Below are 14,592 nucleotides of genomic sequence, written 5' to 3'. Positions count from 1 at the left end.
GTCCCGGGGGCGCCCTTCGCCGTCCCTCACGCGGGGAGCGCCGGCGTCAGCGGTGCTGCCCCTTGCGCCGGCGCAGCACCAGGAACGCCCCACCGGCCACCAGCGCCGCCGCGGCCGCCGACAGGGCACCCACCGGGGCGCCGTTGCCGGTCTCGGCCAGGTCGCCGCCGCCTCCCTGACCGGACGGCACGGGCGCGGCCGTCGTACCCGACGCGGACGCACCCGGCGCGCTCGACCCGGAGCCCGGCCGGGAGGCGCTCGCCGAGCCGGACGGGGTCGACGTGGCGGACGAGGAGGCCGAGGACGAGGCCGACGCCGACTGCGAGGCCGACGGGGACGCACCGGTGCCGCCGCCCTCCGCGCAGTCCACCTTGAAGACCTTGTGCTTGGCGGCGCCCTTCTCGCCCTCGAAGGTCCAGAACAGCTTGTACTGGCCGTCCGGCAGCGACAGGTCCTGGGTGCGGCCGTGGCCCTTGCCGTCGAGGGTGATCGAGCCGGTCTTCACCGTCTCGCCCTTGGGGGTGGCGTTCACCGCCCACGCCTCGATGTGCCAGTCGACCTTCTGCAGCCCGTCGAAGTGGAAGGCGTCCAGGTAGAACGAGCAGACCTTCGGCTCGTCGCGCTGGTCGAACTCGCCGGTCGTGGAGCGGTGGGTCTTCACGTCGCCGTTGTCGCCGCCGGCGACGGCACCGGTCACGGGGACCAACAGGGCGGCGCAGGACGCGACGGTGACGACACCGGCGCGCGAGAGGGAACGCAAGGGGCGCATGGGGCAGTCCATCTTCGTGTGGTGACAGGGAAGATGTGGAGGGGGCGGCCCAGCCTGTTCCCCCCGCGCGAGGCGCGTCAATCACGAACGGGCAACGCTTGGCCGGTTCTTGACGTCGCTGCAGGGGCAAGCCCGCCCATAAGGCGTGAAGTGGGGTGGCGAGAAGTGATCGCCGGAACACGAGGCTTCAGACCGCGAGGCTTCACACCGCGAGGAACGCCGCCGTCAGCAGGGCGACCCCCGAGCCCGCCAGCAGCCGGCCCGCCCGCGGCCGCCGCATCCCGCCCGCGACCACCACCGACGCCAGCAGCAGCGCGCCCCCGAGCGGCACCCACGCGTACAGCACCCCGGCCGGCCCCGAACGCACCACCCGGTCGGTGTCCGGCTTCACCACCACCGTGTACGTGCGCCCCACGCGCACGCCCACCGACCGGTCGATCTCCACCCGCGCCCGCGCCGTCGACCCCGCCGACACCGGCGCGTACGGACCTGAGCAGGTGTCCTCCCCGCACCGGGTCACCGTCACGGTGCCCCGTTCCCGCCCCTTGGTCAGCATCACGTGCTGCGCCGTCCCCCAGGACGCCCACACGCCCGCGATCAGCACGAGCACGGTGACCGCCCCCATCGCCGCGACCCGCCCGAACCGCAGCGCGGTGTCGGAGGTGCGGCGGGAACGGTGGGCGGCGGCAGGCATGGCCGGGATCATTGGCCATGGCCCTGCGCCGGGTCAACTCCGCCGGGGGCGGTTCAGGAGTTGTACGTCCCCTGCGCCCGCTCCAGCCCCTCGGTCACCAGGCACTCCACCGCGTCCGCCGCCCGGTCCACGAACCAGTCCAGTTCCTTGCGCTCCGCCGAGGAGAAGTCCTTCAGCACGAAGTCCGCGACCTGCATCCGCCCCGGGGGCCGCCCGATCCCGCACCGCACCCGGTGGTAGTCCGGCCCCATCGCCTTCGTCATCGACTTCAGCCCGTTGTGCCCGTTGTCCCCGCCGCCCAGCTTCAGCCGCAGCGTGCCGTAGTCGATGTCCAGCTCGTCGTGCACCGCCACGATCTGCGCGGCCGGCACCTTGTAGAAGTCCCGCAGGGCGTTCACCGGCCCCCCGGACAGGTTCATGAACGACATCGGCTTCACCAGCACAGCCCGCCGCCCGGCCGGTCCCACCGGACCGATCCGGCCCTCCACGACCTGCGCCTGCGCCTTCCCGGCCCGCTTGAACCTCCCCCCGATCCGCTCGGCCAGCAGATCGGCCACCATGAAACCGATGTTGTGCCGGTTCATGGCGTACTCGGGCCCGGGATTTCCCAGGCCGACGATCAGCCAGGGGGCGTTGGCGGGGGTGGTCACGTCCAGGTCTCCTTGATACGCGCCAGCCGCCGCCCCTCGGGAGGGACAGCGGCTGACCGGTGGGTGATCGTGGGGATCAGGCCTCGGCGGCGGCCTCGTCGCCCTCGGACGCCTCGCCCTCGGTCTCCTCCGCCTGCGCGGCGAGGACCTGCAGGACGACCGCGTCGTCCTCGACGGCCAGCGTGGTGCCCTTGGGCAGCTCGATGTCCTTGGCGAGGACGGAGTCACCGGCCGACAGGCCCTCGACGGAGACGGTGACGGACTCGGGGATGTGCGTGGCCTCGGCCTCGACCGGCAGGGCGTTCAGCACGTGCTCGAGCAGGTACGCGCCCGGGGCGAGCTCGCCCTCGGTCTGCACCGGGATCTCGACCGTGACCTTCTCGCCGCGCTTGACCAGCAGCAGGTCCACGTGCTCCAGGAAGCCCTTCAGCGGGTCGCGCTGCACGGACTTCGGGATCGCCAGCGCGGTCTTGCCGTCGAGGTCCAGGGCGATCAGGACGTTCGGCGTGCGCAGCGCCAGCAGCAGTTCGTGGCCCGGGAAGGTCAGGTGGACCGGGTCGGTGCCGTGGCCGTACAGGACACCCGGGACCTTGTTCTCACGGCGGATGCGGCGCGCGGCACCCTTGCCGAACTCGGTGCGGGTCTCGGTGGCGAGCTTGACCTCGGACATGGTGATCACTCCTCGTAGGAAGCGGAACGGACGGGGTCACCCGGCCAACGAACGGCCTGCTACGAAGAGCGCGTCGATAACGGATCGCCGTACTGGGTACGGCCTCCCTCGCCGAGCAACTCCAGCAGCTTACCCGGCGGGGGAGGCCGTACCCAAAACGATCACCGGACGCGGTCAGCGCACCCGGTGCAGAAACCTCACTGCTCGTCGAACAGGCTCGTCACCGAACCGTCCTCGAACACCTCACGCACCGCACTCGCGATCGTCGGGGCGATCGACAGCACCTTGATCTTGTCCAGCGCGTCACTCAGCTCACCCGGCGTCGGCAGCGTGTTCGTGAACACGAACTCGCTCACCCGCGAGTTCTTCAGCCGGTCCGCCGCCGGACCCGACAGCACGCCGTGCGTCGCCGTCACGATGACGTCCTCCGCACCGTGCGCGAACAGCGCGTCCGCCGCCGCACAGATCGTGCCACCCGTGTCGATCATGTCGTCCACCAGGACGCACACCCGGCCCTCGACCTCACCCACGACCTCGTGGACGGTCACCTGGTTCGCCACGTCCTTGTCACGCCGCTTGTGGACGATCGCCAGCGGCGCACCCAGCCGGTCGCACCAGCGGTCCGCGACCCGCACCCGGCCCGCGTCCGGCGACACCACCGTCAGCTTGTCGCGGTCCACCTTCTCGCCCACGTAGTCCGCCAGCAGCGGCAACGCGAACAGGTGGTCCACCGGACCGTCGAAGAAGCCCTGGATCTGGTCCGTGTGCAGGTCCACCGTCAGCAGCCGGTCCGCACCGGCCGTCTTCATCATGTCCGCGATCAGCCGCGCCGAGATCGGCTCACGGCCACGGTGCTTCTTGTCCTGCCGCGCATAACCGTAGAACGGCACGATCACCGTGATCGAACGCGCCGACGCCCGCTTCAACGCGTCGATCATGATCAACTGCTCCATGATCCACTTGTTGATCGGAGCCGTGTGGCTCTGGATCAGGAAGCAGTCCGCACCACGCGCCGACTCCTGGTAACGGACGTAGATCTCGCCATTGGCGAAGTCGAAGGCCTTCGTCGGGACGACCCCGACACCCAGCTGGTGGGCGACCTCCTCGGCAAGCTCGGGGTGGGCGCGGCCGGAGAAGAACATCAACTTCTTCTCGCCGGTCGTCTTGATCCCGGTCACAGCACTGTCTCCTCAGAGGTGTCTCAGCCGGCTGACGACAGGCCGCGCCGCTGGGCGCGGCGAGCCGTCTCAGCTGGTGGGGGTGCGGGTGTGCACTTATCACGGTACGCCGTGTTTGACGCACGCGTTTCCGGTCAGTCCTCGCGCTCGCCCTCACGGGCAGCCGCCTCGGCAGCCCGCGCCGCCGCACTGCCCGGACGCTTACGGGCCACCCAGCCATCGATATTCCGCTGCTGGCCACGGGCCACGGCCAGCGAACCGGGCGGCACATCCTTGGTGATCACCGAGCCCGCCGCGGTGTACGCGCCGTCCCCGATCGTGACAGGAGCCACAAACATGTTGTCCGAACCCGTCTTGCAGTGCGACCCCACCGTCGTGTGGTGCTTGGCCTCACCGTCGTAGTTCACGAACACGCTCGCCGCGCCGATGTTCGAGTACTCACCGATCGTCGCGTCCCCCACGTACGACAGGTGCGGCACCTTCGTCCCCTCACCGATCGACGCGTTCTTCGTCTCCACGTACGTCCCGATCTTCCCCTTCACCCCCAGCCGCGTCCCCGGCCGCAGGTACGCGAACGGCCCCACCGACGCCCCCGCACCGATCTCCGACCCGTACGACACCGCGGTGTCCACCCGCGCCCCCGCACCCACCACCGTGTCCGTCAGCCGGCAGTTCGGACCCACCTCGGCCCCCTCCGCCAACCGGGTCGCACCGTGCAACTGCGTCCCCGGGTGCACCACCACGTCCCGCTCGAACGACACCGTCACGTCCACCCACGTCGTCGCCGGGTCCACCACCGTCACACCCGCCAGCATCGCCTCCGTCAGCAACCGGTCGTTCAGGATCCGCCGCGCCTCCGACAGCTGCACCCGGTTGTTGATCCCCGCGATCTCCCGGTGGTCCGCCGCCACCGACGCCCCCACCCGGTGCCCCGCCTCCCGCAGGATCCCCAGCACGTCCGTCAGGTACTCCTCACCCTGACTGTTGTCCGTCCGCACCTGCTTCAGCGCGTCCGCCAGCAACGCACCGTCGAACGCGAACACACCCGAGTTGATCTCCCGGACCGCCCGCTGCTCCTCCGACGCGTCCTTGTGCTCCACGATCGCCGTCACCGCGCCCGTCGCGTCCCGCACGATCCGGCCGTACCCCGTCGCGTCCGGGACCTCCGCCGTCAGCACCGTCACCGCGTTGCCGTCCGCGCCGTGCGTCTCCGCCAGCTGCCGGAGCGTGGCCGCCGTCAGCAGCGGCGTGTCCCCGCACACCACGACCACCGTGCCGTCCACCGCGCCACCGAGCTGCTCCAGGCCCATCCGGACCGCGTGCCCCGTGCCGTTCTGCTCCTCCTGGACGGCCGTGCGCACGCCCGGGTCGATCTCGGCGAGGTGCGCGGTGACCTGCTCGCGCGCGTGCCCGACGACGACCACGAGGTGCTCGGGGTCCAACTCGCGGGAGGCGGCGAGGACATGACCGACGAGGCTGCGACCGCAGATCTCGTGCAGGACCTTGGGTGTGGCCGACTTCATACGGGTGCCCTCACCCGCTGCGAGAACGACGACGGCTGCCGGGCGAATGGCGCTCACGGAGTTGCCCTTCGGCTGTGTAGGGGTGGGGACACCCGAAGGATACCGGGGCGTTGACCGGGGGACATGGGAGCGGGTCCCGACCTGGAGGTCAGGACCCGAACTGCGCTCGTGTGCGCTGTGAGCTCCCCCGCAAGGATTCGAACCCTGACCTGCTGGCACCAAAAGCCAGTGTGCTGCCAGTTACACCACGGGGGACAGCGCCTCAGACCTTACCGGAGACGTGCCGCTGACTGGGTCACGATTCCCTCCCAGCAGCCCTCGATGCGGTTGTAGAGGTGGGCGCTTCGTGCGACGGCGATCACCAGGCAGCCGTGGTAGTCGTCACCGGTGTTCTTACGGACCGTCTTCGGGTTGTGCCGCTTGAGCGTCGGCTTGGCGAAGGCCGACACCTCCGTGCCGGCGATCGCCGCCCAGAAGCGGTGGGCCGCGTCCACGTCGGCGGACTCGTGGATGAGGAGCCGGAAGCCCAGGCGCTCGCGTTCCACCTCCAGGAGATCGAGCCAGGCGAGGTAGACCTGGACCACCCCGGGGTCGCTGTTGACGAGGACCGCCCGTTCGCGGCGGTCGTACGGCTTGCTCTTGGATCCCTCGGCCCAGTACAGCGCCACGCCGGTCAGGAACAGCTCGCGATCGGTCAGCTCGCCGACGCCGTCACGGGCCGCGCGCTTGATCCCGGCGCGTTCCTCGTGTTCCGCGGCGCGACGCCTGGCGAGTCCGTCCTGCATGAGTGCCCGGTGTTCCTCCGGGGTGTGGCGGGGGCGAGGGCGCGGCAGGTCCCGGACCCACAGCGACACCGAACTCCGCGAGCAGCCCAGCTCCGCTTCGATCCGGTCGTACGTCCACCCCTGGAGGCGGAGCTCCCGCGCCTTCTCCCGCAGGTCGTCCTTGGCGTTCGGGCGCTTGGTCCAGTCGGGCGGCGGCTCCCCCTTCACCAGCCGGTGGAGGAGGTCGTTGTTGTAGACCTTCAGCTCGTCACGGATCTGCCGGAGGCTGTGCCCGCGGCGCCGCAGCGCCACCGCCTGCTGTCGCAGGCCCTCGAAGTCGGCGTACTTGGGGGTCGTGCCCGGTGCATGTGTCATACGCATACCGTCCGGGCGGAATGTAGCGTTCCGTGGTCGAACAGGGGTGGTTCAGTAGTTCGAGTGAAAGTAGGGGGTTTCGGAGTTATTCGATTACGGAGGGTGGTGTAGGCCAGTCGGCGAAACTCGCCGGAAAAGGCGGGGTGGGCTTCCGTAGGCTGGAGCCATGACCACGACGGGGGAAGAGCACGAGGCGGCCCGGGGAGGGCCGTGGTGGTGGGCCAGGTGGCGCAGCGCCGTGCTGGACGGGGCGCTGGCCGCGGCGTCGGCGGTGGAGTGCGCGGTGGAGGGCGTTCCGTTCGCGCGGGACGCGGGGATCGCGCCGGCGGTGGGGGTGGTGTTCGGGCTGCTGGCCGGCTCGGTGCTGGTGGTGCGCCGCCGGTGGCCGATCGCGGTGGTGCTGGTGGCGATCGCGATCACGCCGGCCGAGATGGGCTTCCTGATGGGGGTCGTCGGCCTGTACACGCTGGCGGCGTCGGAGCTGCCGCGCCGGATCATCGGTTCGCTGGCGGGGATGTCGCTGGTGGGGACGCTGATCGTGACGTTCGTGCGGGTGCGGCAGGACATGGCGCGGGGTGATCTGACCCTGGGGGACTGGTTCGTGCCGTTCGCGTCGATCACGACGGCGATCGGGATGACGGCCCCGCCGGTGCTGCTGGGTCTGTACGTGGGCGCGCGGCGGCGGCTGATGGAGAGTCTGCGGGAGCGGGCGGACAGCCTGGAGCGGGAGCTGCAGTTGCTGGCCGAGCGGGCGGAGGAGCGGGCCGAGTGGGCGCGGGGTGAGGAGCGGACGCGGATCGCGCGGGAGATGCACGACGTGGTGGCGCACCGGGTGAGTCTGATGGTGGTGCACGCGGCGGCGTTGCAGGCGATCGCGCGGAAGGACCCGGACAAGGCGGTGAAGAACGCGGCGCTGGTGGGGGACATGGGCCGGCAGGCGTTGACGGAGCTGCGGGAGATGCTGGGCGTGCTGCGCAGCGGTGACGGGGTGCGCGGGGGGTCGTCGTCGGCGGTGCCGGCGGCGGTGGAGGTGGCCGCGGCTGCGGCGGTGGCGGTGTCGCGTGCGGTGGTGGACGAGGGTGCGGTGGAGGGGCCGTGCCTGTCGGACGTGGAGGAGCTGGTGGGCCAGTCGGCGGCCGCGGGGATGGTGGTGGACCTGTCGGTGGAGGGGGAGGCGCGGTCGTACGCGGCGGAGATCGAGCAGACGGCGTTCCGGGTGGTGCAGGAGGCGTTGACGAACGTCCACAAGCACGCGGCGGGTGCGAAGACGTACGTGCGGCTGGCGCACCGGGTGTCGGAGATCGCGATGCAGGTGGAGAACGAGCCGCCGCCGGAGGCGGGGTCGGCGTCGTCGGCGCGGTTGCCGTCGGGGGGGAACGGTCTGGTGGGGATGAAGGAGCGGGTGGTGGCGCTGGGCGGGGTGTTCGTGTCGGGGCCGACGGAGGCGGGGGGTTTCCGGGTGTCGGCGGTGATTCCGGCGGTCTGAGCGGCCGAAGCGGCGTACGCCGCGGAGGCGGAGCGGACTGCGTGGGCGCTGCCGCGGGGGTCAGCCGGTGGTGAGGCGGGTGGGGCGGGTGCCGGCGACGAGGGTGCCGAGGGCGTGGTCGATGTCGGGGCCGAGGTACCAGTCGCCGGTGTGGTCGAGGGCGTAGACGCGGCCTTCGGCGTCGATGGCGAGGAGGGCGGCGGTGTCGGTCTCGGTGCCGAGGGGGCTCATCTCGGTGTCGAGGGCGCGGCCGAGGTCGCCGAGGGTGCGGGCCTGGTGGAGGCCGTGCAGGGGGTCGAGGTGGAGGGTGGCGGGGGCGAGCTGGCGGCCCGGTCCCGTGGGGGTGATGTGCAGTCCGCCGAATTCGGCCCAGGCCTCGACGGCGGCGGGGAAGACGGCGTGGCGGTGGCCGCCGGGTGAGATGTGGTCCCGGAGGGTGTCGGCCCAGACTTCCGCTTGTTTGATGTCCCAGCGTCCTGGTTGCCAGCCGGCGTCGCGCAGGGCGGCGTCGACGGGGACGGGGAAGCGGGTGGTCGAGGTGCGGTCGGTGTGCATCTGCCCTTCGTTCGTCGAGGTGGTGGACCGGCGGCGGGGCGCCGTGGGGCCGCCGTGGTGCGGTCTTCCTTGCGGTGATGGTGGTAGTGGTGGTGGGAGGAGCGGTGCGGAGGGGCGGGGTCAGTGGTCGGCCGGGGTGGGGTCGACGATGCGGACGCCGAAGTGGGCGCTGAGGGCGGTGCAGGCGCGGCAGGGGGTCGCGAAGGCACCGTGCAGGGGGTCGCCGTCCTCTCGGATGTGACGGGCGGTGAGTTTGGCCTGTTTGAGGGCTTTGCGGGCTTCGCCGTTGGTCATGGGTTTGCGGGCGGCGCGTTTGCTGCGGGCGGTGTCGGCGGCGGCGAGGTGGCGGGAGATGAGGAGGGTCTCGGCGCAGCGGCCGGTGAAGCGGTCGCGCTGGCCGCTGGTGAGGGTGTCGAGGAAGTCCTGGACGAGGGGGTGCAGGACGGGGGGTTCCTCGCCGCGGGCGGCGGTGCTGGTGAGGGTGGTGCCGCGGACGGAGAGGGCGGCGGCGACGGTGGGCAGGATGCCGTCGCGGCGGTGGCGCAGGGTGGGTGCGTGGGGGGTGTCGGCGGTGCTCCAGCCGACGCGGGGGTCGCCGCCGGCCGGGGCGCCTGCGGGTGCGGGGACGGGGGCGGTGGGGGTGCGCGGTCCGTCGTGCGGTGCCGTGTGCGGTGGTGCGGGTGGCTGCGGCTGGGGGCCGCGGTGCGGTCCCGTCTGTGTCGCGCTCATGATCGTCATCCCCTCCTGAGCATCCCCCGGGCGGACCCAGGGTGCCAAATGGCGTGGCTGGTGGGGAAGCTGGGGCGCCGCGACACGCCAGCGGTGGGGTGGGTGGTCACGTGGGGGTGACGGCTGGTCACACAGGGGAGGGTGCGGGAGGGGCTCCCGGGGGTGACGGGGGTGGGACGGGGGTGCGGGGTTCGAACGGAGGGCCGGTGACCGGGGTCGCCGTACCGCATAGGCTGTCGGCACCGCGACAGGCGCGGTCAACGCGCGTCGGTGCCGTTGAGACAGTCGACTACGGTCCGTGGTGGGCCGGTTCCGGGTGCGGAGCCGGTGGCCGGGGGCCGTAACGGAATGCCGCAGGGGGCAACCGCCATGACGACAGGTCGGCTCGGGCTGGGGGTACCTCCCGGCCGCCAGGCCCAGGGACACGCCGCGCCGCCGAACGCGGCCTACGCCGGGCAGGTCGTGCACTTCCCGGACCCGGTGCGGGCCGCGCGCCATCCGAGGGGGGTGCGGGTGGACGAGCACGGCTACCCCGACTTCTCGCCCTATGCGCGGGCGGCCGCGGAGATCGCGGATCCGCCGGAGGGCTTCGGCGTCGACGAACTGCGGTTGACGGACTACGTGTCGGCGAACGCGGCGTCGGCCGCGGCGGGGCACGAGTTGTGGGACACGGTGCCGAACGTGGCGACGCCGCACGGCTGGACGTGGCACCACGTGGTGGGCACGCGCCGGCTGGAGCTGGTCCCGGTGGAGGTGAAGGCGCTGCTGCGGCATCACGGTGGCGTCGCGACCGCGAACGTCGAGCAGGACAAGCGCGGGACGCGTCCGCTGCAGGAGACGCGGCCGGCGCACTTCCGGCTGCCGAAGTCGGGTGTGGCGGTGACCGAGGCGCAGGTGCAGGGCGTCGAGGAGGACCTCGGCTACCGGCTGCCGGGCGCGTACCGGTCGTTCCTGAAGGCGGCGGGCGGGTGCGCGCCGGTGGGGGCGGCGCTGGACGCGGAGTTGGGGCTGCTGCTGGACCAGCCGTTCTTCACGGTGCGGGACGAGGCGGCGGTCAACGACCTGGTGTACGTGAACAAATGCCTGCGCGACCACCTGACGAAGGACTACCTGGGCGTGGGGTTCGTGCAGGGCGGTCTGCTGGCGGTGAAGGTGAAGGGCGAGCGGGCCGGTTCGGTGTGGTTCTGCGCGTACGACGACGTGCGGGACGTGGATCCGGGGTGGTCGCCGGCGGAGCGGGTGGAGCGGTTGCTGCTGCCCGCGGGTGAGGACTTCGACGCCTTCCTGTCCCGACTGGCGGGCGATCCGCCGGAGTTGGAGACGGTGGCGAATCTGATGGTGGACGGTGGCTTCGCGCGTGCGGTGCCGGTGTCCTCGGTGTCTGCGGCGGGGGAGTGAGCCGGGCCATGGTGACGTTCGCGCAGGCGCAGGAGCGCGCCGAGGAGTGGATCAACGGGGACGTGCCCGCGTACCAGCACCGGGAGGTGCGGGTGCGGGAGTTCGAGCTGGGCTTCGTCGTCTGGGGCGAGGACCGGGCCGACGGGCCGCGCTCGGACGCGGGCGGGCAGCGGCTGGTGATCGCCCGGGACAGCGGGGAGGCCACGCTGTGGCCGGCGCTGCCGGTGGGCGAGGTGATCCGCCGGTACGAGGAGGAGTACGGCCGTCCCGAGGACGCGCCGCAGCCGGCGCCGGCCGCGGCGCGGGTGGACCTGAACCAGACGTCGTTCCTGCTGTCGCCGCCGGAGTGGCTGCAGGAGGCGGCGGACAAGCTGGGGATCCCGGACCGGCGCGAGCCGGCGGGGAGTGCGGCGTCGAGTGCGGCGTCGGCGGCCTCGTCCGGGAGCGACGGCGCCGGCACCGGCGCCGGGGGTGCGGTGACGCCGGATCCGTCGCTGCCGCGGACGCAGGCGGGCGTGCCGGGCGACGCCGGTGCCGCCGCCGGTGCGCCGGCCGCTCCCGCCGCCGGTGCGCCGGCCGCTCCCGCGTCCGGTGCGCCCGCCGCTCCCGTCGGGGCGACGCCCTGGGCGGGGACGGACACCAACGCCGATGCCGGTGACGACCGTTCCGTACCGCTGCCCGCGACCGTGTTCGCGCCGCCGCTGAGCGGCTCGGACGACGAGCCGCAGCCGCCGGTCGCGCCGCCGGAGGCCAAGACGGCCCTGATCTCGGGCGGCAGCCGGCTGCCGCCGACGGCGTTCGCGCCGGCGCTGGACGACGCGCAGGCGCAGGGCACGCCGCCCGCGCCGCCGTCCGGCCCTTCGTACGGCTACCCGCAGGGCCCCGGCGCCGCGACGCGCCCCGCGGGCGCGCCCCAGGACGGCCCGGGCACGTCCGGGCGGCCGCTCGCGCCGCACGCCGGTGACATCGCCGACGCCGCGACCAGCAAGGCGGCCCCGCCGCCGCGACGCGGGGGCGGGGCCACGCCTCCGCCCCCGCCGGGAGCGCCGGGTACGCCGGGCGCGCGGCCGGGCGGCACGCCGCCGCCGTCGGCGCCGGGTGGTGGCGCGTACGTGGCGACGCAGTTCGTGTCGTCGCTGGGCCCCGATGGCCCCGAGGGCGCTCCGGGCGCTCCCGGCGCGCCGACCCCTCCCGCGCCGCCGAGCGCGCCGGGCGGTACGCCGCCGGGCGGTGTGCACCACGCGGAGACGATGTTCGCCGACCCGAACCGGCCGGGCGGCGGCCCCGTGCCCCCGCCTCCGCCGGGCGTACCGGGTGCGCCGGGCGCACCGCAGGTCCCCTCCGCCCCGGCCCCGCACCAGCCCCCGGCCGCGCCCGGCGCTCCTCAGGCGCCCGGCGCCCCGGGTGCTCCCGCCGGGCCGGGCGCTCCCGGTCACCCCGGCGGGCCCCGCGGGGCCGTGCACCACGCGGAGACCGTCCTCGCCGCACCCCCGGTGGGCGGTCCCGGCGTGCCCCCGCCGCCGCACGCCCCCGGGATGCCTCCGGGCGCCCCCGGACCGGTGCCCCCGGGTGCGGTGCCGCCGCCGGGCGCTCCGGTGCCGGGGCAGCCGCCGGCGTACGGGTACCCGCAGCAGCCGACGGGGCAGCCGACGGTCGGTCCCGGCTACCAGGCGGTGCTGCGCTACCGGGCGCAGGACGGCTCGGAGCAGCAGCTGATCCGGCGGTCGGCGCCGGGGACGCCGCACCCGGAGTGGCAGATCTTCCACGAGCTGCGCGCGATGAACGTGCCGCCGGACCAGGTGCTGGAGCTGCACACCGAGCTGGAGTCGTGCGAGCTGCCGGGCGCGTACTGCGCGCGGATGATCCGGGAGCAGTGGCCGCAGGCGCGGATCACGAGCATCGCGCCGTACGGCACGGACCACGCGAGCCGGCAGCAGGGGATGCAGCAACTGCTGGCACACCAGGGTGAGTTGCACCAGGTGGCGGACGGTCCCGCGCGGCCCGCGCCGGTGCGGGCGCCGCTGCCGCCGGTGCACCCGGCGCCGCCGTTGCCGCCGGAGGCGGTGGCGCAGGAGCTGGGGGCGGCGTTCGGGCCGGGGATCTTCCGGTTCGAGCAGGCCGCGGTGTCCCGGCAGGGCGTGCCGCCGGTCGTGGCGCACGCGCTGGTGGTGGCGGGCCTGCCGGTGGACGTGGGGCCGTTCTTCTGGGCGCAGGCCCAGCCCGGCCGCCCGGTGCCGACGCTCGCCGAGCTGGCGCAGGAGCGCGGGGTGCAGCCGGCGGCCGACGCGGGGTCGTACCTGGTGATGGGCAGCGACTTCGGCAAGGCGCTGTGCGTGCAGTACGGGACGGCGAACATCGTCGCGGTGCCGGTGGAGGCCGGCCCGGGCGGGGCGCCGGTGCCGCCGCAGTTCGTGAACACCGGGCTGCTGGAGTTCCAGCGGTGCCTGGCCCTGCTGGGGCGGATGTGGCGGCTGCGGTTCGGGCTGAACCAGGAGCAGGCGGGCCGCTGGACCGTGGACTTCCAGGCCCAGCTGGCCGCGCTGGACCCGGCGGCGCTGGGGTCGCCGGAGAGCTGGTGGTCGGTGCTGCTGGAGCAGATGTGGGACGGCCTGCTGTGAGCTGAACGTCCCGCGCTGCGCTGCGCGGTGTGGTGGGGGCCGGGCCCGGTCGTACGACGGGGCCCGGCCCTCCGCCGTGTCCGGGGTGGCGCGTGACCGGTGCTCGGAGTGTCGGGTTAGAACACTTATGTCCGATACCTCAAGATGTGCGGAACGTCGTTCGGACATCGTTTGGGGTTCCAGGATGAGCAGCGCGCCGGTGTCGCCGTACGGGTTCGTGGCCGTCCGCGGGCGGGGGTACCGGCCCGCGCAGGTGGAGGCGTACGCCGCCGGGATCTGCGCCGAGCGGGACGCCGCGTGGGAGCGCGCGGCCCGCCTGACGGTGCTCGCCCGGGAGATGGAGACCGAGGTGGAGCGGTTGCGCGAGGCCGTCGGACGGCTCGCGCCGCAGACCTACGACGCGCTGGGGGAGTCGGCGCGGCACCTGTTCCGGCTCGCGCAGGAGGAGGCCGCGGCCCTGCGTGAGCGCGCCCGGCAGGAGGCGGACGAGCGGGTCGCCCGCGCCGAGGAGCGCGCCCGGGCGGTGCGCGGGGCGGCCCAGGAGCGGGCGGACGCGCTGCGCGCGGAGACCGAGGAACGCGCCCGCGCCCGGCTGCTCGCCGCGCAGGCGGAGGCGGACGCGATCCGCGTCACGGCCCGCGCCGAGGTCAAGGAGGGCCGGGCCGAGGCGCTCGCGGGACTGCGCGAGCTGCGGCGCCGCACCGAGGTGCTGCTCGCCGAGCAGGAGGAGGAGCAGGCCGGACGGTGGGCCGCGGTCGAGCGCGAGGAGGCCGAGCGGGCCGCCGCCCTCGATGCCGAGCACGCCCGGCGGGCCGCGCTCGCCGAGGCCGCGCTGGCCCGCGCGGAGCAGGAGTTCGCCGACGCCGAGGAAGCGGCCCGGCACGGTCAGGAGGAGGCCGACGCGTACGCCGCCGGGATCCTGGCCGGGGCCCGGCAGCACGAGGAGCACGTCGCCCAGGAGACGGAGCGGGTCCTGCGCGAGCACGGGGCGGTGTGGGACGACGTGTGCGCCCACATGGACCACATGCGCACCAGCCTGACGGCCCTGACGGGGCGGACGGTCGACTGACCGCGGACGGTCGGCTGACCGCGGACGGTCGGCTGACCGCGGGCGGTCGGCTGACCGCGGGCGGTCGGACCCCACCCCTACGGGGAGCCCCGGGGCCGCTTCCGCCCCGCCCTC

13 protein-coding genes and 1 tRNA gene are annotated in these 14,592 nt (G+C 73.7%); 4 read left to right on the top strand and 10 right to left on the bottom strand.

The features are described 5' to 3' along the window. Positions 1–46 precede the first annotated feature (46 nt). The 8 genes from AQJ30_RS16085 to AQJ30_RS16050 form a co-directional block, all read right to left on the bottom strand. Positions 47–760 (bottom strand): LPXTG cell wall anchor domain-containing protein, encoded by a 714-nt coding sequence (locus AQJ30_RS16085; RefSeq protein WP_067234741.1) that lies wholly within the window; start codon positions 758–760, stop codon positions 47–49. A 211-nt stretch (positions 761–971) separates the two neighbouring features. After that, on the bottom strand, positions 972–1,475 hold the full coding sequence (locus AQJ30_RS16080; protein ID WP_107119595.1) for a hypothetical protein: 504 nt from the start codon (positions 1,473–1,475) through the stop codon (positions 972–974). A gap of 41 nt (positions 1,476–1,516) precedes the next feature. Then, positions 1,517–2,119 (bottom strand): aminoacyl-tRNA hydrolase, encoded by a 603-nt coding sequence (gene pth, locus AQJ30_RS16075; RefSeq protein WP_067234737.1) that lies wholly within the window; start codon positions 2,117–2,119, stop codon positions 1,517–1,519. A gap of 70 nt (positions 2,120–2,189) precedes the next feature. After that, positions 2,190–2,783 (bottom strand): 50S ribosomal protein L25/general stress protein Ctc, encoded by a 594-nt coding sequence (locus AQJ30_RS16070; protein ID WP_067233977.1) that lies wholly within the window; start codon positions 2,781–2,783, stop codon positions 2,190–2,192. Between the two features lie 197 nt (positions 2,784–2,980). Beyond that, positions 2,981–3,961 carry a ribose-phosphate diphosphokinase gene (locus tag AQJ30_RS16065; protein WP_067233975.1) on the bottom strand — a complete coding sequence of 327 codons (981 nt, stop codon included), beginning with the start codon at positions 3,959–3,961 and terminating at the stop codon, positions 2,981–2,983. Positions 3,962–4,095: 134 nt separating this feature from the next. Then, the gene (gene glmU / locus AQJ30_RS16060) at positions 4,096–5,541 is read right to left on the bottom strand and encodes a bifunctional UDP-N-acetylglucosamine diphosphorylase/glucosamine-1-phosphate N-acetyltransferase GlmU (protein WP_079084075.1); all 1,446 of its coding nucleotides are present in this window, start codon (positions 5,539–5,541) and stop codon (positions 4,096–4,098) included. 125 nt (positions 5,542–5,666) lie between these two features. Next, positions 5,667–5,739 (bottom strand) — tRNA-Gln (locus AQJ30_RS16055). A gap of 14 nt (positions 5,740–5,753) precedes the next feature. Further along, positions 5,754–6,623, bottom strand: a complete 870-nt coding sequence (locus AQJ30_RS16050; protein WP_067233971.1) for a hypothetical protein — start codon at positions 6,621–6,623, stop codon at positions 5,754–5,756. 166 nt (positions 6,624–6,789) lie between these two features. Here AQJ30_RS16050 and AQJ30_RS16045 point away from each other — a divergent pair, with 166 nt between their 5' ends. Then, positions 6,790–8,109 carry a sensor histidine kinase gene (locus tag AQJ30_RS16045; RefSeq protein ID WP_067233966.1) on the top strand — a complete coding sequence of 440 codons (1,320 nt, stop codon included), beginning with the start codon at positions 6,790–6,792 and terminating at the stop codon, positions 8,107–8,109. Between the two features lie 60 nt (positions 8,110–8,169). Here the strand turns inward: AQJ30_RS16045 and AQJ30_RS16040 are convergent, their stop codons facing one another. Together AQJ30_RS16040 and AQJ30_RS16035 are read right to left on the bottom strand one after the other, a co-directional pair. Next, complete coding sequence (locus AQJ30_RS16040) at positions 8,170–8,664, bottom strand: SUKH-3 domain-containing protein (protein ID WP_067233964.1); 495 nt, start codon at positions 8,662–8,664, stop codon at positions 8,170–8,172. Positions 8,665–8,784: 120 nt separating this feature from the next. After that, a complete protein-coding gene (locus tag AQJ30_RS16035) occupies positions 8,785–9,393 on the bottom strand; it encodes a YwqJ-related putative deaminase (protein WP_067234735.1) in 609 nt (202 codons plus the stop codon). Between the two features lie 369 nt (positions 9,394–9,762). On the opposite strand from AQJ30_RS16035, the gene AQJ30_RS16030 reads away from it, so the two are divergent. The 3 genes from AQJ30_RS16030 (at position 9,763) to AQJ30_RS16020 (ending at position 14,478) form a co-directional block, all read left to right on the top strand. Continuing rightward, positions 9,763–10,791, top strand: coding sequence for an SMI1/KNR4 family protein (locus AQJ30_RS16030; RefSeq protein WP_067233962.1), 1,029 nt, complete (start codon positions 9,763–9,765; stop codon positions 10,789–10,791). 8 nt (positions 10,792–10,799) lie between these two features. Continuing rightward, on the top strand, positions 10,800–13,409 hold the full coding sequence (locus tag AQJ30_RS16025) for an SUKH-4 family immunity protein (protein ID WP_067233961.1): 2,610 nt from the start codon (positions 10,800–10,802) through the stop codon (positions 13,407–13,409). Positions 13,410–13,593: 184 nt separating this feature from the next. Beyond that, positions 13,594–14,478 (top strand): cellulose-binding protein, encoded by an 885-nt coding sequence (locus tag AQJ30_RS16020; RefSeq protein ID WP_067233959.1) that lies wholly within the window; start codon positions 13,594–13,596, stop codon positions 14,476–14,478. The last annotated feature ends 114 nt before the right edge of the window (positions 14,479–14,592 follow it).

The organism is Streptomyces longwoodensis (assembly GCF_001514125.1).
GTDB classification, from domain to species: Bacteria; Actinomycetota; Actinomycetes; order Streptomycetales; family Streptomycetaceae; genus Streptomyces; species Streptomyces longwoodensis.
The sequence above is the reverse complement of the archived record's forward strand: the minus strand, read 5'-3'. Positions and strand labels throughout refer to the sequence as shown.

Coding starts and splice junctions, on each gene's coding strand:
- AQJ30_RS16080 (WP_107119595.1), bottom strand. CDS start 1,475: ATGATCCCGGCCATGCCTGCCGCCGCCCACCGTTCCCGCCGCACCTCC.
- AQJ30_RS16070 (WP_067233977.1), bottom strand. CDS start 2,783: ATGTCCGAGGTCAAGCTCGCCACCGAGACCCGCACCGAGTTCGGCAAG.
- AQJ30_RS16050 (WP_067233971.1), bottom strand. CDS start 6,623: ATGACACATGCACCGGGCACGACCCCCAAGTACGCCGACTTCGAGGGC.
- AQJ30_RS16045 (WP_067233966.1), top strand. CDS start 6,790: ATGACCACGACGGGGGAAGAGCACGAGGCGGCCCGGGGAGGGCCGTGG.
- AQJ30_RS16040 (WP_067233964.1), bottom strand. CDS start 8,664: ATGCACACCGACCGCACCTCGACCACCCGCTTCCCCGTCCCCGTCGAC.
- AQJ30_RS16035 (WP_067234735.1), bottom strand. CDS start 9,393: ATGAGCGCGACACAGACGGGACCGCACCGCGGCCCCCAGCCGCAGCCA.
- AQJ30_RS16030 (WP_067233962.1), top strand. CDS start 9,763: ATGACGACAGGTCGGCTCGGGCTGGGGGTACCTCCCGGCCGCCAGGCC.
- AQJ30_RS16025 (WP_067233961.1), top strand. CDS start 10,800: ATGGTGACGTTCGCGCAGGCGCAGGAGCGCGCCGAGGAGTGGATCAAC.
- AQJ30_RS16020 (WP_067233959.1), top strand. CDS start 13,594: ATGAGCAGCGCGCCGGTGTCGCCGTACGGGTTCGTGGCCGTCCGCGGG.